Consider the following 26952-nt stretch of genomic DNA (forward strand, 5'->3'; position numbering starts at 1 on the left):
GAGCTCCCGCAACAAGCATCCCACTGAAGACACATCCCAAGAGCGGGGGGAGTGCGCCTCCTCGATATGCGGGTATGGGAGGGTCATGCCATACCGGTGGTTTGTCGTGATCTGGGTGGGGGCGAAGAGCCGGGTGAATGTACTCCCATCCCAGCCTTTCCACGCCGTCAAACACGTGCCTTGATAGTTCGACGCGCGCGTCGGACCTTCCTTCCACCGCTCCCCCTCATCGTCTCCGCAGTTCCGTCACGCCACCAAGCCGCGGCGGGACGGCACACGTCGAAGCGGAAGATCACCGCACCCGGCAGTACTTCCGCTCAACAGCACCAGACGCCTCGTCAACAAGCCCGCCGGCCATCGGGAGCGCCGACTTGACGCCGGACCGGGTACCCACCCGACTCAGCCGCACAGGCACTTGCGTACTTGCCACTTTGAGATCCCTGCCCGCTCAGCACCACAGCATGACACCGGCCCACCCAAATCCTAGTAAGGGTTGGTCATGTGCGGGCTGTGATGGCGTGTTTTCCTGATCGGCCGTGTCGTTGACACAGGCAGTTTCGTTTGGATCACCGCGCTGACCAGAGGAAGACGCCCGCGATGTGGAGTCCGGCCAGGGAGATGGTCGCGGTCTTCTCGTAGCGGGTGGCGACACCTCGCCACGGACGTCAGAACTGGCCGTCCGGTGTGATACTTGTGCCGGGCACCGACCGTACTGGAGAACCTGGGGGTGGATCGGCGATGCCGATGGGGGGAATACCGCAGCAACGCACGCTCGCCGAGCGGGCCACGGGCTTGACCGGCTGTCTCGCGGTAATCGGTCTGCTGTGGGCCCTGGGGCTGGCCTTTGTCCCGGCCTCGCACGAGGGACTGGAGGGCCGGCGCACCATTGAGGGCCTGTCATGCGGGGCACCTGCGCTGTTCCGTCAATCGTCCTTCGTCGAGACCCCCCAAGACGAATGGCGGCCTCTGCCTGCCACTGCCGCCGACTGCGCCGAAAAGGCTGATGCACGCATACGCAGCGCGGTCGGAGTCACTGTGGGCATGCTGCCCTTCGCCATGCTGTGGCTGTGGGGAACAGTCACCTTGCATATCCGACGCGTCGCACCATCCCTCAACTCCCGGACCAATGGCCAGGAGTCGGACCAGGAACACTGAGCTTCTTCGGGCTGGCCCCTGATCGGGTGACGGCTGCGAGGCGTAACAGGCGAGGCCCTCGGGCTGTTGATTGAGATGTCTGACGTCTCAACCGATCTGTCTTGGGGCCTTGTTGGTCATCTATCCTGCCAGCCTCGACCTGCCGCATGCGCTCGTAGAGTGGGTGACGATGCTCATCGTCACCCGTGAGGGCGACCGGCGGTGCAAGCTGCGCCCATCCCAGCGCGCGATGGTGGCGCTGGTGTACCTGCGCGAGCACACCACCCTGGCCAAGATTGCCGCAGGATTCCGCATCAGCGAGTCCACCGCCCACGCCTACACCACCGCGGTCATCGATCTGCTGGCCGAACGGGCACCCGGCCTGCTGAAGGTGCTGCGGGAAAGCGGTCCGGACTTCGTCCTGCTGGACGGCACTCTCGCCGAATGCGACCGCGTCGGCGACGGCCGGGCCGACTACTCCGCCAAGCACCGCCGCCACGGGGTGAACGTCCAGGTCGTGACCGATCCGTCCGGCCAACTGCTGTGGCTCTCGCCGGCCCTGCCAGGACGCAGCCACGACCTGACCGCCGCTCGCACACACCGGATCATCCGGATCTGCGAGCGCCAGGGCGTCCCGATCCTGGCCGACCTGGCTTACCAGGGCGGCGGACCCTGGGTCACCACGCGCATCAAGCGTCGGCCGCACCACGACCTCACTCCGACCGACCAGAACCCTCAACCGGGCACTGTCTTGCACCAGGGCTCCGGTTGAACGCGGTGTCGCCCGCCTGAAGTGCTGGCGGATCTTCCGTCACGCCCGATGCAGTCCGAACCGCATGACGTCAATCGCCAAAGCCGTCCTCACTCTGGAGCGGCACCGCTGACGAAGCTCAATGAACAACGCGAAGATCGAGAAGGCCATGGGGAGGGGCGAAACGTGACCGAGCGCTGCCGCTGGCTGGTCCGGTCAGTCACAGCGCTCGGACTCACCACAGCTCTCCGGGTCCTATGACAGTGAGTCCCACCTGCTCGGCAAGCCAGTGTGCGTACGGCTCCCTCACCTGGCGGCCGTCAATGCTGACGCTACGGACGTGAAGCAGGACGGTGTGATCGTCGGCAGGCTCATCGAGCTCGCGGGTGCGTGTGTTGAACAGGAGCGACACCTCGGCATGCTTTCGCTCGCCAAAAAAGTCCAGCTCAGGCGCATCAGGCCAGCACAGCCACTCCCAGTTGATCCAGCCCCTGCTCGGGCCGATCGCCGCTGCGAAGGCGTCCTCAATTCTTCCGATCGGCAGGTAGTCGAGCTCGCACGTCACCGGCAGCCGTCCATCGTACGCCGCCGGATCGGTCGGCAGATCAGACCCTGCGAGGCCGGCCACCAGCGGGGGCCACTGCTCCCGTGGCACTCCGTCGACCTCTCGATAGTCAAAATCCCCCGCGTACTGCCCTTGGGGCAGCTCCCTCGCCACCCGCTGCACCTCGGCAAGAGAGCAGAGCTCGGCATACACGGTGACCCGAGAGTCCTCGCGGCGGCCGAACTCCATCAGACGGCGCGCGGTGCTGAGAGCTAGGCCGAGGTCGGAAGTACGGAAGACGGGGTAGGCGACGTCGTTGGACATGCGGGTGACTGTGCCACGACCCGTCCTCGCAGGTCACGGGATTTCCGCTGCGAACCGCTCATGCGCCTATAGCGCCACGATCAGGTGACGTCGCTGAAGAGGCTCACTGACCCGCCCCGCACGGGCCCTGGTGCGGGGCGAGCTGTCGTTCCGTGCCCCCGCCCGCTGTCGGCCCTCTCGCCAGTGAGGCCCCATCAAGACGGGCACACGGGACCGAACGACGAGTCCGGGAGCTAACGAGCTCATGCACGGCAGGTGGTGAGACGTCGAGCCTGGGTGGTCGATCATGGTCAGGTAGTGAGGACCTCAACGCGTGCGGTGATCATCAGTAATCGGCGGATCATGGGTCTGACTGTGAGATTGATGGCTGAACTCGTTGAGGAGACAGGCCCGTCGTGAGAGGAGTGTCACCAGGCGCGGCTTGCCGCCCGACTGCGGAAGCGGGCAGTGGGTGCCGGTGCCAAGCACCGGCTGGTGTTCGTCGACCGGCTGCTGGACACGCTCGTCCATCTCCGGCACGGGGTGACCCACGACGTGCCGGCCTGCTGCGCTGCGATCATTTGGTCGACGTCGTCGACCCCCTCGGCGCGAGCCGGACGACCGGCATCGTCGACGGCACCGAAACCCGGGTCCGTCGGCCCGCCGCCGGGCGCAAGGACCGCGACAAGTTCATCTCCGGCAAGAACAAGCAGAACGCCGTCAAGTCCATGATGGTCACAGACGGTGAGGGCCGCGTGCTGTGGTGCAGCCCAGGACGGCCCGCAAGCTGAGCGGACATCACCCACGCCCGTCAGTTATGGCTGGTCGAGCTCCTGGCCGCCGGGCCCGCGGTGGAGATTCTCGCCGATGCCGGCTACCAGGTCTGGGAGCGCAGACCGGGGGACGGGTGGTGACACCACCGCACCGCAAGTTGAAGAAGAACGCCCCGCACTGGTACGAGGAGATGCACGAGCGACAGTGCAGGGCGCACTCCGCACGCGGTATCCGGGTCGAGCACGGCATCGCACACCTGAGGAACTGGCGAGCCCTGGCCCACCACCTCGGCCGCCGCGAGCACATGAGTGACACGGTCCGTCGTCGGCCTGCTCTCCCGTCAGCAGACCGCAGACCTGACGTCGGCACGGTAGAGGTGAACACCGAGAGCCGGCGTCACCCTCACACGAGTCGAGCAGACCGTTGTGCTCGATCAGGGAGACATTCTGCTGGCGACCCGCGACCGCGACCCGCGACCCGGTTCAGCCGAACGTCTTCCACCGGCGCAGTCCCGACGCGGGCACATGGGGCCTGCAGTCCCTTAAGTAGCGCCACATGGGTCGCACATGTCGGCGTACACGTGAACGTGCACAGCCGGGTACGGATGAACGTTCTTCGGTGCTTCCTGTTCCGCGGCCTGGGCCGCCACGGGGTCCGGCCCGGACGAGGGGCCGCCATCTTGCCTCTCCTATCGAATCTCGATAGATTCCCATTGCGTTTCGATCGAAGGGGTATTGATGGGAAAGATCACCGTGCTGGCGCTGCGTACCGTGCTCGTGGTGCTGCTCGCCGGTTCGCTGTCCGTGCAGACCGTGATGGTCGCGCTGCTGGCCGACGACATGGAGGGCGGTGCGCTCGCGGACCGGCGCGTTCCGATCCTGCTGATCGTGGTCCTGGGTATCGGCACGGCCCAGACCGTCCTGGTCTGCGTATGGCGGCTGGTGAACATGGTGCGACGCGGGAACGTGTTCTCCGACGGCGCCTTCCGGTACGTGCACATCGTGATCGGCGCCTTCACCGCCGCAGCGCTCCTGGTCTTCGCGCTGGGCATCGTTCTGGCGCCGGGCGAGGCCGTGGCCCCGGGCGTCGTCCTGTTGCTCGGCGGCGTTTCCTTGGCGGTCTTCGCGGTCGCCCTGATCGTGCTGGTGCTGCGGATGCTGCTCGCCCAGGCGGTCGCCCGCGAGGTCGAGGCGACCCGGATGCAGGCCGAGCTGGCGGGGGTGATCTGATGCCGATCGTCGTCGACATCGACGTGTTGCTGGCCAGGCGCAAGATGTCCGTCGGTGAACTCGCCGAACGCGTCGGCATCACCCCCGCCAACCTGGCGGTCCTCAAGAACGGCCGTGCCAAGGCGGTCCGGTTCACCACGCTGGCCGCGCTCTGCGAGGCCCTGGACTGCCAGCCCGGAGACCTGCTGCGCTGGGAGGCCGAAAGCCTGACGGTCGAGGCCACAGCCGCAGGGCGTCTCCTGTGATGACGCCGACCGACACCAACTGCCTCGGGCCCATGGCCTGTACCGACGTCCTCGTCGTCGGCGCCGGGCTGGCCGGCCTCCACACCGCCACTCTCCTCGCACGGCAGGGCCACGACGTCCTCCTGATCGACCGGCGAAACAGCCTCGCGGCCGCGGTCCGCACCACGGGAATCTTCGTGCGGAAGACGCTCGACGACTTCCCGTTGCCTCCCGAACACCTCGGCCCGCCGATCCGACGGGTCGTCCTCTACCCGCCCGACCTGCGCCGCCCGGTCACCCTGGTCAGCGGCCGCGACGAATACCGCGTAGGAGACATGGCACCTCTTTACACGGCGACGGCGGCCACCGCGACGACTGCCGGCGTGCGGATCGTCCTGGGCACGCGCTACGCCGGACGCCAGGGCGACACGTTCCACCTGCTCGGTCGTGACGGGCCGACGTCCGTCCGAGCGCGGTTCGTCGTCGGTGCCGACGGAGCCCGCTCCAGCGTCGCGCGCGACCTGGCCCTTGACCGCAACCAGCACCTGCTGGTCGGAGCCGAGGAGGTCTTCGAGCTTGCCGGACACGACGAGCCACCCACCTTCCACTGCGTGCTCGACCCCACGCTCGCTCCCGGCTACCTGGCTTGGGTGGTCAACGACGGGCAGCACGCGCATGTCGGGGTCGCCGGCTATGCGGACCGCTTCCCGGGCGGACTCCGCCGAGCACTGCAGCGGTTCAGCGCGTCAGCGCCCGGGCTGGCCGCCGAGGACCGTCCGGAAGCGGTGGAGCGGCGCGGCGGCCCGATTCCCGTCGGGGGCGTGCTGCGCCGGATCGGCTGCCCTGACGGCCTCCTGGTGGGGGACGCGGCCGGCGCGGTCTCCCCCCTCACCGCCGGTGGCCTGGATCCGTGTCTGCGACTGTCCGAGTTCGCAGCCGAAGTCCTGGACCACGCGCTCCGCACCAGGCGGCCGGATGCCCTGTCCGCCTACGACGGAGCCGCTCTGCGCGCCGCTTTCCGAGGCCGGCTGACCCTGCGCAGAGGACTGGCCCAGGTGCGGACACCGACCGTGGCCCAAGCGGCTTTCACCCTGCTCCGCACGCCGGTCGGCCGGGCCGCGGCGAGCCGGGTCCTCTTCGGCGACAAGTCCTTCCCCACCCCTGCCCGTTGATCACGAGACCGATACCCACGTCGCGCATGGGCCAGAGCCGCCTTCACAGCCTCGCAGGTTGGGTAGTGGTCGGCCGCAGGCGGTGCAGTTGCCGGTCCAGCATCTCAGCATGTTCGGGAGGAGACCGAGGACCTCTAGACCCTGACGCGGTACCAGGGGTAGGTGCGGGGCCGGCCTCGTGACGGGTGACCAGGGCTGGCCCTTCGCGAGCGGCGAAGCGAAGTTGAGAGCGACATTGCCCCCTGTTCCATCCCTCCGTCAGTCCGTCGAGGCCACCGACGAGGACGGCAGCGGAACCACCGATGCGGACGAGTACCGGGCCCTCTTCCGCACTGCCTTCCACCGCGACCTGACCACCACCGATGCGCCCACGGGCGGAGCGCCCTCGGGGGCGACTTCCTGGCGTTCATGTCGGCGGGACGCCGCACGAGCAGCCCTTGTGATTCTCTCCTCGCCGACGCCTGACCCGCCGTCCGCGGGATCGTCGTACACGCTGACGGCTGGCGTCAGCTGTAATGTTCCGGTGCTTCGGTCGCCTCGGGCACCCGGCCCAGCGTCGGCGGCAGGAGCGGTGCGTGGCGGGCCAGGAAGTCCCACAGCTGGTCGGCGACCGGCCCGTGCGGCCGGTCGCGCCGGCGAGCTGCCGAGAGTTCCTCGACCACACCGGGAAAGTGCCGCCCGGCGATGGAGAGCAGGCTTCCGTTCCGCAACTCCGCTTCGATCATGAACCGCGGCACGTGTCCCCACGCCATGCCGTGCAGGATCAGTTCCTTCTTCATGAGGTGGTCCGGGACGGAGCTACGGGGTGCGCCTTCGACGAGGAAATGGCCCTGCTCGGACGGGTGCCGCGCCGAGTCCCGGACCACGCACTGGGTGAAGGTCTGCATCCGCTGCGGTGTGATGTCGGTGTCCGGAGGAAAGGGCAGGAAACCGGGCGCAACGACGGGGACCAGCGCGACGCGGCCGAGATCGATCCACTCCATCCGCACGTCGCTCTTGGGGACGCGGTGCACGATGAGGTCGGCCTCGTCCTGCAGCAGTCGCTCCCAGGGGCCGGTGACCGTCTCGAACTGCAGGTGCAGTCGCGTCTGCGGGTGTCGCGCGAAGAATCGGCTGAGCAACTCCAACACCGGTGGAAGCGGGCACAGGTCCCCGAGCGCCACACGCAGTTCGGCCTCTTCACCCATCGCCAACTGCGCGGCGTAGGTTTCCAGTTCCTCAGCCTCGTGCAGCAGGAACCGGACCTTGCGGTGGAAGGCGCGCCCCGTCTCGGTGAGCTGGACCCGATAGCCCGAGCGATCCAGGAGGGCCAGGCCCAGCTGACGCTCCAGCTTGGCGACCGCTGCGAACACGGAGGGGTGCGAGCGGTGCAGGCGTTCGGCGGCGGCCTGGAAGCCGCCGCCGAGCACGACGGCGTCGAAGCACTGCAATTCGTGGAGCGTGAAGTCCGACATTGTCCAAGCAGCCTACAAAGTCCTTCCAGTCTTTGTAATAGAACTCTGCAGGCGGTGTTCCTAGGGTGAGTGCATGGCCGCTGGATCACTGGAGCTGACAATGACCTCCCAGACCCGTACCGCCGTCACCACCGGCGACGGCGTTCGCATCGCCTACCGCTTCGACGGCGACGAGGACAAGCCGGTGCTGCTGCTCTCCAACTCCATCGGCACCGACCTCCACATGTGGGACGGTCAGGTGCCGGCTCTCACCGAGCACTTCCGGCTGCTGCGTTACGACGCACGCGGTCACGGCGCATCCGACGTCCCGACAGGCCCGTATTCCCTGGACCGGCTGGGGCGTGACGTGGTGGAGCTGCTGGACGCCCTGCGCCTGCGGCGGGTGCACGTGCTCGGCTTGTCCCTGGGCGGAATCGTCGCGCAGTGGCTGGCGATCCACGTTCCGGAGCGGGTCGGCCGGCTGGTCCTCTCCAACACCGCCGCGAACCTCGGCCCGGCGAATCAGTGGGACCGACCGATCGCCGAACTGCTCGAAGCCCCCGACATGCAGGTCACCGCGGAGAGGTTCCTGCGCAATTGGTTCCCGGCCCACATGCTGCGAGGCGACGACGAGGTCGTCGAAGGCTTTCGCCGCACCCTGCTCGCGACGCGGCGCGAGGGTGTGGCCGGGAGCTGGGCCGCAGTGCGCGACTACGACCTGCGCCGCACGGCCACGCTCATCGCGAGCCCGACGCTGGTCATCGCCGGGGAGCACGACACCGTCACGTCCGCCGGCCACGGAAAGGAACTCGCCGCCACAGTCCCCGGCGCGCGGTTCATCCTCCTGCCCACAGTGCACATGGCGAACGTCGAAGCGCACACGGAGTTCCTGGACGCTGTGGTGCCCTTCCTGACGCGGCGTTCCTGACCCGCTCTTCCCGAGTGGCCACGACGGATTCCGCTCCGAGCCCGGACGCAGGAGGAAGCCCCGACGAGTTCGCGCATCGTCTGCGCCGGGTGTTGCCTGGCTGTACCGCCCGGTCGGGCGGTGAGTTCCGTCCGGGGCGCTGCGGCGGCGGTGAAGTCGTGGCGGACGAACCATTCCATGGCGAGCAGCGGCTCCCTTGCATCCGGCGGAAACCCGGCGATCACCCCGGCGGGGCTACCCGCTCCACCTCGGAGCGGTGCGCCAGTACGGCAGAGATTTTCTGTTTCATCCAAGGACCGACGTCCACGGTCGCGGTGACCTGCTCACCCGGAACGCGGTACACCGCCTCTCGCGCACCGGTCACCTCTCGCAGGCCGGCACGGCCGGGTGCGGGTGCCGTACGGGCGGCCACCGGGTCGCCCACGGCACGCCCTCCCGGCCTGCACCCCGCTCGATGGTCGTGCGTGTACAACCGTCGCGACGCGGTGCCCGTGCGACGAGGGTGGGCAGTACACCGACAGGCTGCGCGAGGCAGGCGTCGACGCCCTGAAGGAGGATCTCCACGAGAGCCGGCCCCGGCCCCGTCCCGCCCCCGTCAGGAGGGGGCGGGCACCGGCCGACCGGTGCCCGCCCCTCAGGTGTGTCAGCCCGCCCAGACCTCGGCCTCGTCGGCCGGGACGGTGGTGGCCAGGCCCAGCTCCTTGCGGGCGGCGACCGACTTGTTCGGGTCGATGCCGGTGAACGCCGGGTCGTAGGCGGCGTAGAACGCGTCGGCGTCGGCGGCGTCCGCAGCCTTCTCCCAGTCGCCGGCCGCCTTCTCCAGCGTCGAACGGAGCGTGCCGACCTCGGCGCCGTCGATGCCGTTCAGGCCCTCGACGTGGGCCTGGAGAGCGGCCGCGACGGCCTTGGCCTGCGCCTTGTAACCGGGCAGGTCGGCCTCGACGGTGTCCTTCTCGGACTGGTTCGCCCACAGGGCCTCGTAGACCGCGTTCGACCCCTTGAGGTACGTGAGCTGCTCGGGCTTGAGGGACTTCGCGGTGTCCAGCGTGCCGCTCAGCGCGCCCTTCTCGGCGGTGTAGGCGCAGCTCACCAAGCGGTCGCCCGTTGCCCAGCTCTCCGCGGTCGGGGTGTAGTAGAAGAGCTCGGCGCCCTCGGGGAGCGCCCAGGTGTCCGGGGCGTACTTCTGCGCCTCTACCGGGCAGCGGGTGTCCGCGATCGCCGAGACCCCGTCGTCGCCGGGGTACTCCTTGCCCTCGTCGATCGAGAACTCGCCGACGACCTGGCCTTGGTGCGCCTCGTCGCAGGGCACGATCTCGACGGTGTACGCCGTCCCCTCGGCCTTGCCGGACGGGTTGTAGCAGTCGCCGGTGTCCAGCGAGAACACCGAGCGCTGGCGGGCCACCTTCTTCGCGCCGTCCTTGGCGCTGTCGACGGCGTCGGTGACGTCCGAGCACCCCACCGCGCCGATCGCGAGCAGGGCGGCAACGGCGGGTATACCGCGAAGGGAACGATAGGGGGCACGGGCAGTCATGACGTGTACATCCTCTTACTGGATCTTTATGAGGGGCATGCGGATCGTATGCCATCTCTGTGCCGGGTCGTGGACCGGTGGCTCGAGGGCAGGCCCTCACCTCATCGCGGCTTCTCAGACTCGCAACGGGCCGTGAGGGTTGTACCGGCACGGAGTCGGCGGCAACCGGTACCGCCGGCAACCGGAACCGCCGGCCGGGCACATGTGGGCGAGCGGTACGTCCGCCTTGCACTCGCGCCGAGTGCGCGTCCGGTGGGCAGGACTCAGCAGGGGGCGGTCATGGTGCGTGCAGGGCACGGGAGGCAGCGGAGCCGACCCTCGCGTACCGCGGCGACGGCTTCCGGGGATGGGACGCGGAGGACCCTCAGCTCCGCCTCTGGCCCGTAAGGACGGTCTGACGGTCTCACTGTGTCCCGACGTTCACCCACTGGAATGCGTGGTCCTGGACGAACTCGGCGAAGGTGCGGGGCGGGGACGGTTCTGGTCATGGTGTGTCCTTGAAGGACGCGGGCAGCTGGTCGGGGGTTCAGGTCCAGGCCTGTCGTTCCTGGCCGCGGGGGTCGTCGACCTGGGTCCACTCCGTGTCGATGCGCATGGTGGCGCGGCGGCCGGTGTCGTACGGATCCCAGCCGGGGTCGCCGGTCCGGGCGAACCGGACCCAGGTCCTGTGGACGCGGGTGGCGAGGGCGGCGGGGGCCTGGTCGGGGCCGAGCAGGGCGTTGGGGCCGATGAGTTCGGCCCGGTCGGCGAGGTCGAAGACGAAGGGCAGTTCGACCCCGTGGGTGGCGCCGAGTTCTCCGCCCAGGGCGTGCGAGCGCCAGGCGAACTCGTAGGCGTAGGTTGCGGACCGCGGATGGGCGGCATGGGCATCGGCCAGAGCGCGGCTGCCCACTCCGAACAGGGCGTCGGCCATGATGGCGGAGCGCAGTTCAGCGAGGGACGCCCCGGGGCGTGAGCCGCGGTAGGTCTCGACGAGCCGCCCGGGGTCCGGGTGCGAGCGTGCGGCGGTCTCGTCGACGTCGGCGGCGGTCGAGGCGGCGTACTTGCCCACCGGGACCAGATAGAGGTTCCCCTCCTCGGTGTTGGTGCCGAGGAGCAGGTCGACGTGGGCGCCGATGCCGGCGGCGACCGATACGGCGGGCTGGGTGTCCAGGACCAGACTGAAGGGGCTGAGGCCGATCAGCGGATCGCCGTGGGTCCCGGTCCGCAGATCGATGCCCGCGAGATGGCCGGCCGCCTCGACGAGCCGCTCGTCGGGGATTCCGGCGAAGGCGTCGACCAAGGGCTCGATGCCCAGGGCAGCGCCCGCGGCGCTGGTGACGCGGGCGGCCTGCTCGGGCGTGAACGCGCCCAGGCCGCTGCCGCTCTGCACGATCGCGCGGCGTAACAGCCCGGCTGCCTCGGGGGTGGCGAGGACGCCGCCGACGACGGTCGCCCCGGCCGACTGGCCGAAGAGGGTGACGTTGTGCGGGTCGCCGCCGAAGGCGGCGACGTTCTCCCGCACCCAGCGCAGTGCGGCGACGACGTCGAGCAGGCCGCGGTTGGCGGACGCCCCGGGGAGGTCGAGGAACCCGGCGATGCCGAGCCGGTAGTTGAGGGTGACGAGGACGACGCCGTCGCGGGCGAAGGCGGAGCCGTCGTAAAGGGTGGCCCGCGTCGATCCGGCGACGAAGCCGCCGCCGTGGACGAAGACCATGACCGGCAGGCCGCCGGCCCCGGTGGCGGGCGTGAAGACGTTGACGGTGAGGTAGTCCTCGCCACGGCTCCAGCCGGTGCCGAAGTAGGGGGTCATGTCGATGTCGCCGAGCCTGCGTTCGGCCTGCGGGGCGGTGGGTCCCGGCACGGTGGCGTCCCGTACGCCCTGCCACGGTTCGTGCGGGCGCGGCGGGGCGAACCGGTCGGCGCCGCGGGGCGGGGCGGCGTACGGAATGTTCTGGAAGGTGAGGGTGCGGCCCCGGCGCAGGCCGCGAACGGTGCCCTGCGCGATGGTCACGACGGGGTCGGGGTGCTGGTTCATCTCGTGTGTCCTTCTCGTCTTTCCTGCCGCGGGCCTCAGACCTGCTCTGTGTACGGGGAGAAGGGCGCCCAGCCCTTGACGGCGAACTTGCCGCCCGCACGGACGACTTCGGCGGCGCCGTGGCCGCCGAGGTGCGCAGGGAAGACGAGGGCGTTGCTGTCGGCCGCCGAGCCCAGGAGCCTGTGGCGGGTGGCGCGTGCTTCTGCGGGGTCCTCGCAGAAGCAGCTGTTGGCGTCGGGCTCGTGGATCTGGATCGGGCTGTGCATCAGGTCTCCGACGAACAGAGCGCGGTCGGAGCCGGACTCCAGCCGCAGCACCGATGATCCGGGGGTGTGGCCGGGTGCGAGATCGAGGCGCAGGTTGGAGTCGATGCGGTGGCTGTCCTCCCACAGCCGGGTGAGGCCGGCCTCGTGCACGGGGGCGACGCTGTCTTCGAAAACGTTCTGGTTGCCGCGGCCGAGCAGGGTCTTGATCTCGTTGGCGGGGTACCAGTAGTCGAAGTCGGCCTTCGCCATGAGGTAGGTGGCGTTGGGGAACGTCGGTACCCAGGTCCGGCCGTCGAGGTAGGTGTTCCAGCCGACGTGGTCGACGTGCAGGTGGGTGTTGATCACGATGTCGACGTCCTCGGGGTGCACCCCGGCGCGGGCGAGATTGCCCAGGAAGTCGGTGTCCAGGCGGCTCCACACCGGCGCGTACGGCCGGTCCTTGTAGTTGCCGACGCCGGTGTCGACCAGGATGGTTCTGCCCTCGCTGCGCAGGACCCAGGTCTGGATCGCGGTGTTGACGATACGGGTCCCGGCGTCCAGGAAGTCCGGAACCAGCCAGGAACGGTGCGTGTCCCAGGCCTGGGCCGGGCTGTCCGGGACGAACGCCTCGGGCGTCATGCCGACGGGGCCGTAGTACTCCCGGACTCGCGTCACGGTGACGTCGCCCAGGGTGATGGTGTCCACGGTTCTCTCCAGTTCGATCGATCGCGCGTGCTCAGGCCGCAGGCAGGGGCTGAACACGGATGAGCACCTGCTCATGACGGGTACGGGGCGCTGCGCCCCTGCCGGGGCCGTGCACAGGTGGTGCCGTGACCGCGGGTCGCGGCGCCTTCTGCTTCGGTGCGGTCCCGCAGCCGAGGCTGGTTGCGGGCAGCGGACCGCGGGGTCTTCGCCGGTGGAAACGGGCCGCCCGGTACGCGTCCGCTCGTGGACGACCCTGCTCAGCCATGGTGCGTCCAGCCGGGCGCGACGCGGTATGCGTCACGTGACTGCACCTGGGCCGAGCCGTCCCTGCGCTGATTGGGACGCAGAACCGGGGGAGCCGTGCGTCGATCCGGCTCTGGGCGAGCGGGAACAGCTGCGGTTCGTCACCGGCCGGCACCAGCTCGCTCAGGAGGGGACTGCCCGTTTCCGGGCTGGGCAGCAGGAGACCTCGCCGCCTGCGGACGGAGCGAGCCATGCGGGTGGGTGAGCGGCAGACATGCCTTGCGGAAGGACGTCAGTGCCCGGCCGAGGTAACGGGCCGCGCGTATCAGACTCGTCGTGGTGTCGGTGCTCAGGCTCCGCGTCGTGATCGTCGGGCAAGGTACGCCCTTCGCGTGCCCTCCCGCAGACGATCGACAAGTCATGAGTACTGCTCCCAGGTGAGAAGGCTCCCGCCTTGGGACAGTCCTCGACGTGCGGGCCGGCACTGTGGCAGCGGCGGGACGCAGCCGTCTCAGATCTGGGTGCCGGTGCCTGACAGGGTGCCTTCGATGACATCGCGGAGCTGGGACCGGGCGGTGATGCCGAGTTTGGGAAAGACCCGGTAAAGGTGGGAGCCGACCGTGCGGGGCGAAAGAAAGAGATTCTCTCCGATCTCGCGGTTCGTCAGGCCGCGGGCGGCGAGTTGAACGATCTGTTGCTGCTGAGGGCTTAGTTCGGTGAGGGCACTGGGCGCTACGCTGCCGCCGGCGTTGATGCCGGCAGCTCGGAGTTCTGCCTTCGCCCGCTCGATCCAGGGCCGCGCGCCGAGTCGTTGGAAGGTTTCGAGTGCCATGATCAGCAGCGGGCGGGCCTCGGCGATGCGACGTTCTCTTCTGAGCCATTCGCCGTAGTCCAGCCGAGTCTGTGCCCGCTCGAACGGCCATTGCTCGCCTGTGTCATCCGCCAGCGCGGCCTGGAAGTACTGTTCTGCGTGCTCCGGCTCGGCGAGCAGGGCGCGGCCTCGGTCGAGCAGTGCGGTGACCCGTGCCGACATGCCCGTACCCAGGCGTCGCGCCGATCGCTCCAGCAGTTCGGCGGCGTCCTCCCGTCGGCCTCGGCGGGCGGCCGCCGAGGCGAGTTCGGCCAGGAGGGTATAGGAGACGTGGTAGTGGACCGGACCGCCCTCGTCGGTGAAGGCGGACTGGAACTGCGCGTACGCGGCGTCGTAGTCGCTCTCGGCCACTGCCGCCAGGCCCAGGGCTCGGCGTGCGAAGACCGCGACGGAGCGGCTCTCCAGCGGGTTGACGAGGACCAACGCCCGCTCGGCACCCCGCCGCGCGTCGGCCGACTCGCCGAGCAGCGCGAGCACCGTCGCGTCGAGGACATGCGCACACGCCTCGGCGTGATCCAGCCCTGCCGCTGACGCCACCGCCGAGATCTCAGCGGCCACCGAACGGGCCTCAGCCCAGCGGCCCTGCTCCAGATAAGCCCAGCCGACGGCACATCCCAGACCGTCCGGCAGCGAGCCACGGGCCTGCCACCGGTCGAACGCCTCGTCGAAGGTTTTGGCAGCCAGGGCGGTCTGGTCCAAGATCCACGCCACGATGGCGAGCGCGGTGAGACTGTCGGCGTCGTCCTTGGCCTCGGCAATCAGTCCGGGCAGCGCCGGGACGAGGGAGGCTCCCGCACCGTAGGGGTCGGAGACGGCCAGCACCCAGGCGCGCAGGGCGCCCCTGACGGTGGCGTCCGGCATAGTTGCGAACAGCATTTCGATTTGCTGTTGCTGGGACTCCTCGCCCGAGTAGTAGCGGACCACCGCCGCCGCGGCGAGCGCCTCCAGCAGGCGGGGCGACGGGGTGTCCGCGGCCTCCTCGGCGATGCGCGTCAGCAGTGCGAAGGCCGCCGCATGGTGCCGGCGCAGGGTCATGAGCTGTCCGGTGGCCAGCGATGCCCTGCTGATCAACGCCGGATTGTCACTGCGCCCCCGAACCTCAGCGGCCAGGCGGTCCACCCAGCCGAGCTGACCGGTGAAGACGGCCATGGCGGCGGCCTCGGTCAGCAGCCGTGCCTGGTCCGCGCGGCTCGGGCTCAGCTCCGCGGCGCGCTCCAAAGCGGCGGCAGCGGCCGCATAGCCGCCCCGGCGGCGGGCCCGGTCGGCCGTCTGTCGCAGGGCGGCCGACACGTCCTCGTCGGGACGTGTGGTCGCGGCGGCGAGGTGCCAGGCGCGGCGGTCAGGCTCCTCGCTCAGCAGCTCGGCGAGAGCGAGATGCGCTTGCCTGCGTTCCTCGAAGGACGCCGCATGGTAGACGGCCGAGCGGATGAGCGGGTGGCGAAAGGAGATCCGGGAACCGTCTTGGCGTACGAGACCGGCCCGCTCCGCAGGCGCCCACGTCTTGTCGCCGGCCTGGGGAAGTCCCTGGCAAGCAGTCGGTGCGTCCGTCGCATCAGCAGCCGCGAGCAGTAGGAGGGGTCGGCGAGTTACTTCCGGCAGGAACTGTGCGTGCTGTGCGAAGATCCGCTCCAATCGGTCGGTGACGGGCAGCGGGCCCGCCACGTTGCCGCCATCGAGCTGCCGGGTCGCGGCGGCGCGGGCCAGTTCGATCAGGGCGAGCGGATTTCCGGCCGCCTCCTGCAGAATTCGCACCCGAGTTCGCCCAACGGGTGGTGTCGGTTGTTGGTCGAGCAGCTGGTTCGCTGCCTCACCGCTCAACGGACCGATGTCGAGACGCTCGTATCCCTTGTCGAACCCGGGCAGCACGGCCGCGGCGCGCACACCCACCAGCAGCGTGACAGGTTCACAGTCCATGCGCCGGGCCACGAAGGAGAGAACGTCCAACGACGCGCGGTCGATCCACTGGGCATCATCGATCACCACGAGCAGCGGCGCCGGCTCCGCCAGGTCCGACACCAAGGTGAGAACCGCAAGACCGACGAGCATGCCATCAGGGGCCTCTGTGTATTCGCCCAGACCCAGGGCCGCCCGGAGCGCGGAGTGCTGCCGCGGAGGCAGGCTGTCCAGCTCGCCGAGCACCGAGCGGAGCATCTGATGAAGGCCCGCGAACCCAAGGTGCGCCTCGGACTCGCTGCCGACCGCTCGCAGGACCCGGCTGCCCTCGCGCCGCGCGCGGTCGGCCGCGAAGTCGAGCAGTACGCTCTTGCCGGCACCGGGTTCGCCCGTCAGGATCAACACCTCGCTGTGACACCGGTCAGTGGCGACGCGCCGCATGATTTCTGCGGTCTCGGTTTCCCGGCCCACCACGGTCAGCTTGAGATCGCGTGTCGAGCCCTGGTTCCCTTGCGTCATTCCACCATTTTTCACGAATGCTCCAGGAGTGAGATTGCTTCGATACTAAGAGGCATTAACAAAGACGTCGGACGTGGCGGTGGGCGATCAGGCGACGAGTCCGAGGAATGCTTCGTGGATGTCGTCGCGTCGTTGCCGGCGGATGCGTAGGCGGCGGAAGCCGTAGAGCCAGGACATCGTGCGCTCGACCACGAAGCGGAAGATGTCCAAGTCAGTGCCGTGCCGCTCGCCGCTCGTCGCGACCACGGGACGGATTCCGCGCCGCCGGAGCAGGCGGCGATACTCGTCGTGGTCGTGGTCGTGGTCGTGGTCGTGGTCGTGGTCGTGGTCGTGGCCGCGGTCGGCCAGCCGTGCGTCGGGGCGTTGAGGGGGTCTGCCGCCTGGGCCGCATCGGCGGGAGGAGTGGTGGCCCAAGAGCGGGCTCAACCCCGTCGATTGTGCGCAGTGTCTCCCCGGGGATTCCGAGCTCCGCGGCCACGGCCGCGTACGTGCGCTTGCCGCCGCCCACGCGATCCAACGCGACGCGTCCCTCCGGAACTCCTCCGGGTACGCAGACCGGCGTCCCGCCTGGACATCCCTCCCTGGACCACCAAGTCCCATCGCCACGGTGTTCACTCCAAGGGATCAGCTTCACCGCCTCGGCCCTTCACGGCGGAGTATCCGTCTGCGGGTGTGCCGCGGCCGAGAAGGGCGAGCGCGGCGTCCAGCAGGTCGCCGAGGTGCTTCTTGGCCGCCGTTCGTTGGAGGCCGAAGTCAGTTCCTGCATGGCCGAGTCGATTGATGAGCGCGATGCCAAGCGGCGCCGGCTGGTGGCTCGTAACCGGCTGCCACCAGTCTCGCCAGCGGTCGGTGGAATGCTGGCCATGAGCGTCGGCGTACCGAGAAGGGTGCTCAAGCGTTTACAGACGAACGTGCCTGGTCGGGACCGGGAGGACGACCCTGCGGTCGTGGGTGTCCGCGAGCGTCCATGACTCGACGGCGGTCTGAACCTGGAGCACCCGGGCGTAGGCTCTCAGGGATGCGGATAGGTGAGTTGTCCAAGCGCACGGGCGTGAGCCCGCGCTCACTGCGGTACTACGAAGATCAGGGCCTGCTGACCAGCTCACGCTCCGACGCGGGGCAGCGTCACTACTCCGATGCAGCGGTCCACCGCGTGTCACTCATCCGACAGCTGTTCGACGCGGGCATGTCCAGCAGGGTGATCGCGACTGTGCTGCCGTGTGTGGATGTCCCGGATGACCTGGGCGTCGCCGAGGAGACGTTCACGGCGATGATGCGCGAGCGTGACCGGATCGACGCCGAGATCGCCCAACTGATCGAGACTCGGGATGCACTCGACGTGCTGATCAGGGCCAACAGCCGACACCGGGCTGAGCTGTCCACGGCTCTGGAACCGGTGGCGCGGTAGGCCTGAGGCTGTGATCTGCATCTCAGCCGGTTGCCCCTCACATCAATGTCAGAGGTGAGGATGGCGACAACGCCCGGAAGCACCGGGTCGGTTGTACGAGAGGCGGCGAAAGATGGGGCAGGCGTGGGGTTTCGGCAGGTGTGGCGGGCCCGAGGTGCAGGAGTTCTTCGATCGTCCCGACCCTGTTCCGGGTCGCGGCGAGGTGCTGATCCAGGTGGACGTCGCCGGCGTCAATCCCCTCGACCACCTTCTGCGCTCGGGTCTGGCGAACGGGCTCGACAGCGGGCGTCCGTTTCCCCGCGTGCTGGGCATGGAGGCAGCCGGAACCGTTCTCGCCCTGGGGGAGGACGCCAACGGGCTCGAGGTGGGTGACGCGGTCTTCGGCTTCGCACTCACCGGTGGCGGCACCTACGCCGAGACGACGGTGCTGTCCGTGCCGAACACCGCGCGCATTCCGGAGGGTCTGTCCGCGACCGTGGCGGCAACGCTGCCGGTAGCCGGGACGACCGCGGTGGACGTGCTTGACCAGCTCAGCCTCCCGGCCGGTGCCACGGTCCTGGTCAACGGAGTCGGGGGCGGGGTCGGCCTCGCCGTCGCCCGGCTGGCCATCGGGCGCGAGCTGCGGGTGATCGGCACCGGGAGTGCCGCCAAACGCGAGCACGCCGAGGCCGTCGGGGTGCGGTTCATCGACTACACCGCTGAGGACGTCACCGCCGCGGCACGCGAGCTGGTTCCGGACGGATTCGACGGGATCGTCGACCTGGCCGGAGGCAGCTCGCTGCGAACGGTCGCTCCGCTGGCCCAGGATCCACGCAACGTCATCGCTGTGGGTGACATGTCCGTGCCTGATCTCGGTGGGCGTTTCGTCGAGCGTCGCGTCGACCGCGAGAACCTGGAGCGGTCGGCCCGGCTGGCCCTCGACGGCCTCCTCGCACCCGTGATCACCGCGGTCCATCCGCTCTCCGACGCCCCGGCCGCCCTCGCCGCCGTCGAGAACGGTCACAGCTCGGGCAAGGTAGTCATCAGGGTGGCATGAGAAGTGCCCGGCCGTCCGGCACTGTCCACCGTCCACTGCGGACTGACGAGAGCTCTTGGTCAGTACATCATCGACTGAGCACGTTCACCTGTACGGGCTGACCCGCCACCCGACAACAACTTGAAAAGGTCGGCAACTGGGCCAACGTGTGGCTGATGTGCGCGCGCCGCCATTCCGAAGCAAGCGGCGGCGCCGCGGCCGTCACCTCCCAGCAGCAGGGGAAGCGGACCAGTGCCCGACACTCTCCGCCACGACGGCAGCGGCACGGTCGCCAGTGTCGCGGACGCAACACCGCACACGAGGTCTGCCGCCGGTACCCCACCGTCGGCTGCAGACCTCGGTGACCTCGCAAGGGCACTGGCCCGACCAGCCGTCGCCGCGCACCGCGGGCCGGGGCACGGGCACCGCCGTATCGCGCGCGCCCGTGTGGAGGTGTCACTGACCGAGTGCCGGCCGTTTCAGGCGTAGTCCGGCAGGGGCGCGATCCGGTCCCACATCGCATCAGTGATCACTAATCGGGCGGGCAAGGGGCGACCCCGGCGCGCCGAGCGCATGTCAGGGCAGCCCTATCGGGTATTCAGGCTGTCGTCGAGGCAGGCGACACGGGTCGTCACGGTGTTCGCGGGCCAGACGTGCCGGTGTGTTCGGCCGGGCGGGGTCCGGTCCGGGGACGGTGCTCGGTGTCGAGGCCGGCGGTGATGGTCAGGATGGACGCCGGTCCCGCCATGTCGACCGCGTGCCATGTCCCGGCCGGGTTGACGGTGGCCTCGCCCGGCCCGAGTACAACCCGGTCGGGTACTCCGTCCACATCGCGGGTGACCGTCACCGATCCGCTGAGGCAGACGACCAGTTCGTCGCCGGCGGGGTGGCGTTCCCAATGGTCGCCGAGGCCGTCGCCGTCGAAGATGGTCACCATCCGGCCCTCGGCGCCGTCCGCCGCGACCGCGGCGCTGTAGGCACGGAGCACCTCCGGGTCCCAGGCGAAGCCCTCGACGGGTTTCGCTCTCGATCCCAGCCCGAGGTGCACGGGGGTGGTTCGCAGGTCGATGGCGTTGGGTTCGTGATCGACGAGTCTCATGCCGACGATCGTCACAGGACTGCAATGGGGTGGTCTTGAAGGAAAGGGAACGGAAGCCGATGCGATGGGCGGCCGGTCGGCGGCTACCCAGTCCCGAGGAGGACTTCGCCGCGACGCCATGCTGTCGGTGATCGGCCCGTGAACTCGCTCCAGTCCCGGACGAGATGGGCCTGGTCGGCGTAGCCGGAGACGGTCGCCACATCGGCCCACGGAAGCGGGTCGTGCATGGTGGCCAGTTCGTGCGCGTGCTCGAAGCGCAAAACCCGGGCGAAGGTCTTCGGCGACAGGCCCACCTCACCGCGAAACCGCTCGGTGAGGTACCGACGGCTCCAGCCCAGTTCCGCGGCGACCTCCCCGACCCGGATGCGGCCCCGCGCGGCCAAGAGGCGGCGCCAGGCCTCGGCCACCTCGGGGCGCACCCGGGACACGGGGTCGCCGCCGGCGCCGCGTCCGACGGCTCGCAGGAGCAACTCGTCCAGCGCGGCGAACCGCACGGCCCATGTCGTCGCCGCGCGGAGCCGGTCGACCAGCTCGACGCCGATCGCTCCGAGAAGCTCGTCGAGTGGGACCAGTCGGTGGGCGAGATCAGCGGCGGGCATGCCGTAGACGGCCCGGGCCCCGAGCGGTGTCAGCGACACCTGCACGCCTTCCTGGTGTCCGTCGTGATGGATCGCGACGGACCGGCGCATCAGACCGCCGGCCACGCTGCCGAATCGGGTGACCGGTGACCCGTCGTCGACGCCCGCCGCCACCTTCAAGGGGCCGGACAGGCTGATCACCGCAGTGAGCACGCGGCCCGGCGGACCGCAGTGCACCCCCGCCGGGAACCCACGAAGATCGAAACCGACGTACGAGCCGACGTACCGCCGCAAGGCGGGCGCCGGACGTGCACAGATCCTGGTGGCCGTATGGTCCTCCACCCTTGCAGTGTACGAACCGGCGGTCTACTGGTGGGCTCGCGTCATCGACTGTCGCCGCTTCTCTGAGGAGCCCAGCCCGCTGTTGGCCTTCCGCGGTCCCCTGGGTCAGCGACCGGTACGGGTATAGGTGAGGGTGACTCCCCGAGCCGTAGCAGCACGGTGTCGCCGTCGCGGATGACGTCGTCGATGGCGAGTCGGACGATGCGGCTCACGGGGTGCGCGCAGAGGAGCACGACGACTCCGGCGACTTGGAGCCGAATCGGTGTCTTCGCGTAGGCCCGGTTTTCCCGAAGCTACGGCGAAGCGACAAGCAGCTCCCTGTGGGGATTCCCGTCCTTCACGGCCTCGCGGTGGGCGAAGCCGGTACCGATGAATGCAAGGTAGGGCGTGCACCTGTAGAAGGTGGTCCGCCCGAGCCCGCCCGGCTCTACAAGCAGCCGGGCCTGCTTGAGCACTTTCACTGCTCGACTGGTCGAGGGGCCGCCCCTCAGCCACCGCCAGCTACAGCGACATCGTCTTCGGGCTGCTCACCCTCGCCGGATACACCTACGCCCCACAGCTGGCCGACCTGCCCGACCAGAAGATGTGGCACATCGACCGCACCGCCGACTACGGTGCCTTCGCCGACGCCGCCCACGGCCGGATCGACCTCGCAAGCATCGAACGCCACTGGGGAGACGTACGAGGGCCGCCCCACCCCGCTCGACGGCGCGATCGCCCACTGCGGCCGGATCTCCAAAACTCTCCACATCCTCCGCCTGGCCGACGAACCCGGCTACCGCCGCCAGACCAAGGTGCAGGCCAACCCCGGAAAGGCCGCCGCGCGCTCGCACGCAAGGTCTTCCACGGCAAGAACGGGCAGCGCTACCAGCGCTACCAGGACGGCGTGGAAGACCAGACCGGCGCTCCCGGCCTGCTCCTCAACGCCATCGTGCTGTTCAACACCCGCTACATGGACGCCGACATCACCCAGCTCCGTGCGGACGGCTTCCACGTCCGCGACGAAGACGTCGCCCGCCTCTCCTCATGCACCCGCCACCACACCAACATGCTCGGCCGGTACTCGTTCCGGCTTCCCGACCTGCCCGGCGGCCTGCGCCCACTGCGCGACCCGGACTCGGCAGAAGAGGTGTGACCCCGGCGCGGGTGACCGTCACCGCCGGGACAGCCCCGGTGGTGACGTTTGCACGGGTCACCGGCTCGTAGGGTGCCGGGAGTAGTACACCGGCGGAGGGCGTGGCGGCCATGTGCAGCGGCGGGTGTGATCGGCTCGCGGTTCGAGTCAGTCAGCAGAGCGGCGGATCAGCCCGGCGTCACCGCACCCTCTGGTACTCCGAACCACTCTTCCAGCGCTTCCACCAGCCCGGCCGTCGACGTCGGCGCCTGCGCCCCCGCGTCGGCCGCCCAGGCCGTGAAGCCGTCCGGACGGATGAGGACCGCCGCCAGTTCCGGGCGGGACGGGCAGCCGGCCGTCAGGGTGTCGACGCGGCCGGCGTACCCCGCCGCGAGGGCCCGGAGCTCCGGGTCGTCGGTGAGGTCGAGCAGGAGCGCCCGGCCGCTGTGGAGGTGGTCCGCGAGGCGGCTGCCGTCGGTGAGTTCGAGGTCCGGGGTGCTGCGGCCGGTCAGCGGGTGCTGGCCCGGCAGACCGTACCGCACCCCGCCACCGTTGAGCCGCGCCGTGAGGTACGTGGTGCCCGCGACCGTCCCCGCCAGGTCGCTGACGATCTCGCGCAGGGCCCGGGACTGCGGGTCGGGGCGCATAGCCGCGACCTGGGACCGGGTCCAGTCCAGGACCCACGCACCGACCGGGTGCCGCTCGCAGGTGTACGTGTCCAGCAGCCCCTCCGGCGCCCGGCCGCCGATCACCGCGGCGAGCTTCCAGCCGAGGTTCATCGCGTCCCCGATACCCAGGCTCAGCCCCTGGCTCCCGAACGCGGAGTGCACGTGCGCCGCGTCGCCCGCCAGCAGCACCCGGCCCTTGCGGTACTCGGTGACCTGGCGAGCGTGGTCGGTGAAGCGGGTCGCCGTCCGCACCCCGGTGATCGTGACGTCCACGCCGGATACGCGACGCAGCCGCGCCTGGAGGTCCTCACTGGTGACCGGCGCGTCCCGGTCGGCCGGCGGTCCTTCGAACTCCACGGTGACGACGCGGCCCGGCATCGGCCCGTGGGCGTACACCCCGGTGTCCGTGGCGGTCCAGCCGACCTTCAGGGCCTCGGCGCCGGTCATCTCCACGACTGCCTGGTGACAGGTGATCTCCGGGTCCGTACCGGGAAATTCGAACCCCGCGGCCTTGCGGACCGCGCTGCGGCCGCCGTCGCAGCCCACGAGCCAGCCGGCGCGTATGGCCCCCTGGCTGGTCCACACGGTGACGGCCCCGTCGTCCGCGTTGAAGCCGGTCAGTTCCACTCCCCGGCGCACTTCGACGCCGAGCTCGTCCGCCCGCTCGCCGAGCAGCCGCTCGATGTCCTGCTGCGCCACGAAAGCGATCTCGGCGGCGGGTCCGGCGTCTCCCAGGCCCGGCTCCGTACGGTCGACTAGGTCGGCGCGCAGCATGATTCCGGCGAAGTGCCCGACGATCCCGAGCTCTTGGCCCGCGGCCCCGCCTCCGTCCCCGCCGTTCCGCTCGCGCACGAATGCCTGGAAGCGGTCCATCGCCTGCCGCTGCACCTCGGCCAGCGCGGGCAGCATGCCCCGGCGGTAGAGCGCCTCGGCGCTGGGCGTGGTGATCGCCCCGCCCTTGATCGTCGGGTCCACTTCGGTGAGGCGCTCCAGGACAGCCACCCGCGCGCCTCCGAGCCGGAGCTCGCAGGCCAGCATCAGTCCGACCGGGCCGCCTCCGGCCACCACTACGTCATAGTCCATGGCGCCGACTATGACCGAGGGGCGAAGAGGCCAAAAAGGCGCCGCGGTGTCAAGCGACTGGCCTAGGCACTGTCTGATAATTGATCTTGTGGTGGGTCGGGGTGAGTTGACGGATGGGGCATGGGAGCGGATAGCGCCCCTGCTGCCTGGTGTTGACGGTCGTGGTCGTCCTTGGCGGGATCACCGGCAGGTGATCAACGGGGTGTTGTGGCGGTTGCGGACCGGTGCTCCGTGGCGTGACCTGCCGGAACGCTACGGGCCGTGGCAGACGGTCTATGAACGGTTCGCCCGCTGGGAGGCGGACGGAACCTGGGCTCGCCTGCTCGAGCAGGCCCAGGTTCGCGACGACTCCGTCGGAGCCGTGGAGTGGACCGTGTCGGTCGACTCCACGATCGGCCGGGCCCATCAGCACGCCGCCGGTGCCCGCAAAAAGGGGCGGCGGCGGGGGACGAACTGGAAGATCCGGCACGCCCGTCGGCCGGCCAGGCGCTGGGCCGGTCCCGCGGCGGGCTGACCACCAAGCTCCACCTCGCCTGCGACGGCCGGGGCCTGCCCCTGGCTGTCGTCGCCACGCCAGGCAACGTCAACGACTCCACCGTCTTCGACACGGTCATGGACGAGCTGAGGGCGCCCCGGACCGGCGCCGGGCGCCCCCGCCTCAGGCCCGATGCGGTCGTCGCGGACAAGGCGTACTCGTCCCGGGCGATCCGCCAGTCCCTGCGACGCAGAGGCATCCGGGCAGTGATCCCTGAGCGGGCGGACCAGAAGGCCAACCGTCTGCGGCGAGGGAAGGCCGGCGGCAGACCCCCGGCCTTCGACCGCGAGCTTTAGTACGGCTGATGGGCGCGGACTCGGTCGGTGGGGATCAGTGTGCCGTCAACGATGACGTGGTCCCCGTCACCAAGGCCAGTGAGGGCTTCGTGGGAGTCCGGGGCCCAGGAAGCCAGCACTTCCAGGGCCTCGTCCACGCAGCGCCAGGCGGTGGCCTGCGATATCGCGAACCCGGCGCCGAGTTGGGCGAACGTCTCGTTCTTGCGCAGGTGGACCAGCGTGAGCGGTGCCTGGTCGAAGCAGCCGAGCTTCCGCCAGCGGGTGCTGTGGGCCCCGCACTTTTCGGTGACTGAGAAGTCTGATGGTGACCAAGCAACTACTCAAGGGGTAGCTCTCCTGCGAGCCTGGGCAGGCGCACGGACCTCGCCGCCCACCGAGACGAAGGAGCGGCCATGCCGCAGACTACCGACCAGACGACGCCGGTCTCCGTGCCGCCGCCCGACTATCTGAGCCGCGATCAGTGGGCCGGCCTGACCCTCGCCGTGATCAGTGGCGCCATGGAGGGAGTGGAACGAGCTGGACTGCCCGGCGCCTGGAGCTCGGACCTCGGCGTGGCCGCGGTCAAGGGACTACGGGGCCGATTGGACGTCCTGATGGCGGAAGGCGGCACGTCAGATGGATGACCTGGTGCAGTGGCTCGGCTGCCAACCGGAAGAGGACGAGCGGATCGCTGAGGCGGCAACACCCGGCCCGTGGCATGCCCGCGAGGGCGGTGTGGCGGCCAGGGGCGGCGAGAACTGGCCCGTCGCGTACACCGGCTCATGCCTCGGCGGTGTGGTCTGCGAGCACTTCGCCGAGCATGATCCGACACGGGTGCTCGATGAGCTCAGTGCCAAAACCAAGTTGATGGCATGGGCGCGGAAGGAGACGCCCGCCACCACTGAGAAGGTGCTGCGCCTACTCTCCGAGCCGTATGCGCACCGGCCGGGCTACCGGGACGAGTGGCGTCCGTGATCGCGATCTACCTGCCGGACTCAGGTGGTCTTCCGTCCTGGGTGGGCATTGTCGTCGGCGTCGTGGTTCTGCCGGTGCTGGCCTTCCGCCTGTATCGGCTGTTGCGAGCGTGGCGGCGTAGGCGGTAGCACCCGGGCTCGTGCCCTGTCTCCACCCGAGGCTCCACGGATTCACCCGTCGGCATCCGGGCGACGCCGAGCTCCCCTTGCAACCGTCACCGCCGCTCACCACATGTCACTGCGGACCCCGCACCGCCTGTTCCTCAATCACGCACACGGTGCCACGGTCGCCTCGTACATCCGCTGCCAGCGCCTCGCCTGCGCCCGACGCGACCTCGCCGACCCGCGTCTGGCCAAGCGACCGACTGAGCCGTGGCTTTTCGGTGGAGCGTGCTGGCTGTCTGGGGCACTTCGGCTTAACCCTGTACCGCGCCTGCTGTTCCTACTCCGACCGGCCGGCCCGGTGACCTTTGCCGTCGGCTGGCCTCCGGTTCTTCCCGCCGCGCCAGCGTGCCGCCGTGCGTGGCCACCGGGGAGTGCGGGCGCTTGGCGTTGCCGGACCTGGGGGGGGCTGTCAGGGTCCTTGCGGCCCGCGCGGGCTGGCAAGCGTGTGGGCCCAGGCCAGCAGTTCGGGAGCGTCGAGCGCGGGCAACCACTCGTCGGTCCGGGTGGCGCCGTCGCCGGGCGGGCGGGGGCCGACGCCCAGGACCCGCAGACCGGCCCGGCGGGCCGCTTCCACACCGGTGAGGGAGTCCTCCACCGCCAGTGCGCGGTGCGGGGGGACGCCGCAGAGCCGAGCCGCCACGGCGTACACGTCGGGGTGCGGCTTGGGGCGCACGCGGTCCCCGGCGTCGGGGACGACGAGGTGCTGGAAGTGGGCGAGCAGCCCGGCCCGTTCCAGGCTGCCTTCGACCACGACCCTCGGGCAGTTGCTGGCCACCGCCAGCGGTAACCGGTCGGAGAGCAGTCGTACGAGCCGGACCGCGCCTGGCATCGTCACCGGTTCGTCGGTGACGAGTGCCAGGAAGTGGTCGAGAAGTGCGGCTGTCAGGTCCTCGGTCAGTTCGGGTTTGTGCACGGACTGCGCCATGAGCCGGCCGCAGTCCTCGTAGTGCAGGCCAAGGGCCTGCTCCGCGAACCCGGGCGGTGGCTGGAGTCCGTGCTCCCGGAAGGCCCGGCTGCGAGCCTCCTGCCAGTGGCGTTCGCTGTCCATCAGGGTGCCGTCGCAGTCGAAGACGACGGCTTCGGGCGACCAGTCGATCTGATCACGGTCCGAGGTGGTCACTGGAGCCTCCCATGCCTTGACATGTACGCATGCGGCATTTCCGTATGCACAGGAAACGGA

At 69.7% G+C, this 26952-nt stretch carries 22 protein-coding genes and 5 pseudogenes; 14 read left to right on the forward strand and 13 right to left on the reverse strand.

The window, feature by feature from the left end; genetic code table 11:
* The first annotated feature begins 738 nt into the window (after positions 1–738).
* Complete coding sequence (locus ACFW47_RS31740) at positions 739–1155, forward strand: hypothetical protein (protein WP_386307848.1); 417 nt, start codon at positions 739–741, stop codon at positions 1153–1155.
* 112 nt (positions 1156–1267) lie between these two features.
* Positions 1268–2018, forward strand: a pseudogene (locus ACFW47_RS31745) (transposase family protein).
* A 102-nt stretch (positions 2019–2120) separates the two neighbouring features.
* On the opposite strand, the gene ACFW47_RS31750 reads toward ACFW47_RS31745, so the two are convergent.
* Positions 2121–2753: a hypothetical protein gene (locus tag ACFW47_RS31750; RefSeq protein WP_386307849.1), complete on the reverse strand. Its 633-nt coding sequence runs from the start codon at positions 2751–2753 to the stop codon at positions 2121–2123.
* A 306-nt stretch (positions 2754–3059) separates the two neighbouring features.
* Entirely contained in the window at positions 3060–3272 is a 213-nt protein-coding gene (locus ACFW47_RS31755) for a hypothetical protein (protein WP_386288779.1), read from the reverse strand.
* A 41-nt stretch (positions 3273–3313) separates the two neighbouring features.
* Here ACFW47_RS31755 and ACFW47_RS31760 point away from each other — a divergent pair, with 41 nt between their 5' ends.
* The 5 genes and pseudogenes from ACFW47_RS31760 to ACFW47_RS31780 form a co-directional block, all read left to right on the forward strand.
* Positions 3314–3523, forward strand: a complete 210-nt coding sequence (locus ACFW47_RS31760) for a transposase family protein (protein ID WP_386307851.1) — start codon at positions 3314–3316, stop codon at positions 3521–3523.
* Between the two features lie 720 nt (positions 3524–4243).
* The gene (locus tag ACFW47_RS31765; protein WP_386288782.1) at positions 4244–4735 is read left to right on the forward strand and encodes a DUF2975 domain-containing protein; all 492 of its coding nucleotides are present in this window, start codon (positions 4244–4246) and stop codon (positions 4733–4735) included.
* A complete protein-coding gene (locus tag ACFW47_RS31770; protein WP_386288784.1) occupies positions 4735–4980 on the forward strand; it encodes a helix-turn-helix domain-containing protein in 246 nt (81 codons plus the stop codon). Before ACFW47_RS31765 ends, ACFW47_RS31770 begins: the two co-directional genes overlap by 1 nt.
* Positions 4977–6131 (forward strand): NAD(P)/FAD-dependent oxidoreductase, encoded by a 1155-nt coding sequence (locus tag ACFW47_RS31775; RefSeq protein ID WP_386288786.1) that lies wholly within the window; start codon positions 4977–4979, stop codon positions 6129–6131. Before ACFW47_RS31770 ends, ACFW47_RS31775 begins: the two co-directional genes overlap by 4 nt.
* A 268-nt stretch (positions 6132–6399) precedes the next feature.
* Positions 6400–6596: pseudogene (locus tag ACFW47_RS31780) on the forward strand (calcium-binding protein); the annotation flags it as partial.
* 41 nt (positions 6597–6637) lie between these two features.
* On the opposite strand, the gene ACFW47_RS31785 reads toward ACFW47_RS31780, so the two are convergent.
* Positions 6638–7585 (reverse strand): LysR family transcriptional regulator, encoded by a 948-nt coding sequence (locus tag ACFW47_RS31785; RefSeq protein ID WP_386288788.1) that lies wholly within the window; start codon positions 7583–7585, stop codon positions 6638–6640.
* A 73-nt stretch (positions 7586–7658) separates the two neighbouring features.
* On the opposite strand from ACFW47_RS31785, the gene ACFW47_RS31790 reads away from it, so the two are divergent.
* Positions 7659–8492, forward strand: a complete 834-nt coding sequence (locus ACFW47_RS31790) for an alpha/beta fold hydrolase (RefSeq protein WP_386307852.1) — start codon at positions 7659–7661, stop codon at positions 8490–8492.
* 643 nt (positions 8493–9135) lie between these two features.
* Here ACFW47_RS31790 and ACFW47_RS31795 read toward each other — a convergent pair.
* The 5 genes from ACFW47_RS31795 to ACFW47_RS31815 all read right to left on the reverse strand — a co-directional run bounded on the left by ACFW47_RS31795 (position 9136) and on the right by ACFW47_RS31815 (position 16942).
* Positions 9136–10023 carry a septum formation family protein gene (locus ACFW47_RS31795; RefSeq protein ID WP_386307853.1) on the reverse strand — a complete coding sequence of 296 codons (888 nt, stop codon included), beginning with the start codon at positions 10021–10023 and terminating at the stop codon, positions 9136–9138.
* Between the two features lie 526 nt (positions 10024–10549).
* Positions 10550–12040 (reverse strand): carboxylesterase/lipase family protein, encoded by a 1491-nt coding sequence (locus tag ACFW47_RS31800; protein WP_386307854.1) that lies wholly within the window; start codon positions 12038–12040, stop codon positions 10550–10552.
* 35 nt (positions 12041–12075) lie between these two features.
* A complete protein-coding gene (locus ACFW47_RS31805) occupies positions 12076–12990 on the reverse strand; it encodes an MBL fold metallo-hydrolase (RefSeq protein ID WP_386307855.1) in 915 nt (304 codons plus the stop codon).
* A 754-nt stretch (positions 12991–13744) separates the two neighbouring features.
* On the reverse strand, positions 13745–16516 hold the full coding sequence (locus ACFW47_RS31810; protein WP_386307856.1) for an AAA family ATPase: 2772 nt from the start codon (positions 16514–16516) through the stop codon (positions 13745–13747).
* Between the two features lie 87 nt (positions 16517–16603).
* Entirely contained in the window at positions 16604–16942 is a 339-nt protein-coding gene (locus ACFW47_RS31815) for a hypothetical protein (RefSeq protein WP_386307858.1), read from the reverse strand.
* A 592-nt stretch (positions 16943–17534) separates the two neighbouring features.
* On the opposite strand from ACFW47_RS31815, the gene ACFW47_RS31820 reads away from it, so the two are divergent.
* Positions 17535–17924, forward strand: coding sequence for a MerR family transcriptional regulator (locus ACFW47_RS31820; protein ID WP_386307859.1), 390 nt, complete (start codon positions 17535–17537; stop codon positions 17922–17924).
* Positions 17925–18036: 112 nt separating this feature from the next.
* Positions 18037–18960, forward strand: a complete 924-nt coding sequence (locus ACFW47_RS31825; protein ID WP_386307861.1) for an NADP-dependent oxidoreductase — start codon at positions 18037–18039, stop codon at positions 18958–18960.
* A gap of 610 nt (positions 18961–19570) precedes the next feature.
* On the opposite strand, the gene ACFW47_RS31830 is transcribed toward ACFW47_RS31825, so the two are convergent.
* Together ACFW47_RS31830 and ACFW47_RS31835 are read right to left on the reverse strand one after the other, a co-directional pair.
* Positions 19571–20038, reverse strand: a complete 468-nt coding sequence (locus ACFW47_RS31830; protein ID WP_386288807.1) for a cupin domain-containing protein — start codon at positions 20036–20038, stop codon at positions 19571–19573.
* Positions 20039–20121: 83 nt separating this feature from the next.
* Positions 20122–20958, reverse strand: coding sequence for a helix-turn-helix domain-containing protein (locus ACFW47_RS31835; protein WP_386307862.1), 837 nt, complete (start codon positions 20956–20958; stop codon positions 20122–20124).
* Positions 20959–21451: 493 nt separating this feature from the next.
* Between ACFW47_RS31835 and ACFW47_RS31840 the strand changes: the two are divergent.
* Positions 21452–22093, forward strand: a pseudogene (locus ACFW47_RS31840) (Tn3 family transposase); the annotation flags it as partial.
* A gap of 167 nt (positions 22094–22260) precedes the next feature.
* On the opposite strand, the gene ACFW47_RS31845 reads toward ACFW47_RS31840, so the two are convergent.
* A complete protein-coding gene (locus ACFW47_RS31845; RefSeq protein ID WP_386288811.1) occupies positions 22261–23823 on the reverse strand; it encodes an FAD-dependent monooxygenase in 1563 nt (520 codons plus the stop codon).
* Between the two features lie 88 nt (positions 23824–23911).
* Here ACFW47_RS31845 and ACFW47_RS31850 point away from each other — a divergent pair.
* Positions 23912–24651: pseudogene (locus ACFW47_RS31850) on the forward strand (IS5 family transposase); the annotation flags it as partial.
* A 2-nt stretch (positions 24652–24653) separates the two neighbouring features.
* Here ACFW47_RS31850 and ACFW47_RS31855 read toward each other — a convergent pair.
* A pseudogene (locus ACFW47_RS31855) lies at positions 24654–24920 on the reverse strand (transposase family protein); the annotation flags it as partial.
* Between the two features lie 126 nt (positions 24921–25046).
* Here ACFW47_RS31855 and ACFW47_RS31860 point away from each other — a divergent pair.
* Both ACFW47_RS31860 and ACFW47_RS31865 read left to right on the forward strand, forming a co-directional pair.
* Positions 25047–25277: a hypothetical protein gene (locus ACFW47_RS31860; RefSeq protein ID WP_386288039.1), complete on the forward strand. Its 231-nt coding sequence runs from the start codon at positions 25047–25049 to the stop codon at positions 25275–25277.
* On the forward strand, positions 25270–25608 hold the full coding sequence (locus ACFW47_RS31865; RefSeq protein ID WP_386307863.1) for a DUF6221 family protein: 339 nt from the start codon (positions 25270–25272) through the stop codon (positions 25606–25608). The genes ACFW47_RS31860 and ACFW47_RS31865 overlap by 8 nt, the downstream gene beginning before the upstream one ends.
* A gap of 573 nt (positions 25609–26181) precedes the next feature.
* On the opposite strand, the gene ACFW47_RS31870 is transcribed toward ACFW47_RS31865, so the two are convergent.
* Positions 26182–26892 (reverse strand): HAD family hydrolase, encoded by a 711-nt coding sequence (locus tag ACFW47_RS31870; protein ID WP_386288035.1) that lies wholly within the window; start codon positions 26890–26892, stop codon positions 26182–26184.
* Between the last annotated feature and the right edge of the window lie 60 nt (positions 26893–26952).

This window comes from Streptomyces sp. NPDC058796 (assembly GCF_042745235.1).
Taxonomy (GTDB): Bacteria; Actinomycetota; Actinomycetes; order Streptomycetales; family Streptomycetaceae; genus Streptomyces.

What these genes read in the sequence shown, in the direction of transcription:
- ACFW47_RS31795 (WP_386307853.1), bottom strand. Translation starts at nt 10,023, where the DNA reads ATGACTGCCCGTGCCCCCTATCGTTCCCTTCGCGGTATACCCGCCGTT.
- ACFW47_RS31740 (WP_386307848.1), top strand. Translation starts at nt 739, where the DNA reads ATGCCGATGGGGGGAATACCGCAGCAACGCACGCTCGCCGAGCGGGCC.
- ACFW47_RS31865 (WP_386307863.1), top strand. Translation starts at nt 25,270, where the DNA reads ATGGATGACCTGGTGCAGTGGCTCGGCTGCCAACCGGAAGAGGACGAG.
- ACFW47_RS31790 (WP_386307852.1), top strand. Translation starts at nt 7,659, where the DNA reads ATGGCCGCTGGATCACTGGAGCTGACAATGACCTCCCAGACCCGTACC.
- ACFW47_RS31785 (WP_386288788.1), bottom strand. Translation starts at nt 7,585, where the DNA reads ATGTCGGACTTCACGCTCCACGAATTGCAGTGCTTCGACGCCGTCGTG.
- ACFW47_RS31860 (WP_386288039.1), top strand. Translation starts at nt 25,047, where the DNA reads ATGCCGCAGACTACCGACCAGACGACGCCGGTCTCCGTGCCGCCGCCC.
- ACFW47_RS31770 (WP_386288784.1), top strand. Translation starts at nt 4,735, where the DNA reads ATGCCGATCGTCGTCGACATCGACGTGTTGCTGGCCAGGCGCAAGATG.
- ACFW47_RS31765 (WP_386288782.1), top strand. Translation starts at nt 4,244, where the DNA reads ATGGGAAAGATCACCGTGCTGGCGCTGCGTACCGTGCTCGTGGTGCTG.
- ACFW47_RS31810 (WP_386307856.1), bottom strand. Translation starts at nt 16,516, where the DNA reads ATGACGCAAGGGAACCAGGGCTCGACACGCGATCTCAAGCTGACCGTG.
- ACFW47_RS31830 (WP_386288807.1), bottom strand. Translation starts at nt 20,038, where the DNA reads ATGAGACTCGTCGATCACGAACCCAACGCCATCGACCTGCGAACCACC.
- ACFW47_RS31800 (WP_386307854.1), bottom strand. Translation starts at nt 12,040, where the DNA reads ATGAACCAGCACCCCGACCCCGTCGTGACCATCGCGCAGGGCACCGTT.
- ACFW47_RS31845 (WP_386288811.1), bottom strand. Translation starts at nt 23,823, where the DNA reads ATGGACTATGACGTAGTGGTGGCCGGAGGCGGCCCGGTCGGACTGATG.
- ACFW47_RS31825 (WP_386307861.1), top strand. Translation starts at nt 18,037, where the DNA reads ATGGGGCAGGCGTGGGGTTTCGGCAGGTGTGGCGGGCCCGAGGTGCAG.
- ACFW47_RS31750 (WP_386307849.1), bottom strand. Translation starts at nt 2,753, where the DNA reads ATGTCCAACGACGTCGCCTACCCCGTCTTCCGTACTTCCGACCTCGGC.
- ACFW47_RS31820 (WP_386307859.1), top strand. Translation starts at nt 17,535, where the DNA reads ATGCGGATAGGTGAGTTGTCCAAGCGCACGGGCGTGAGCCCGCGCTCA.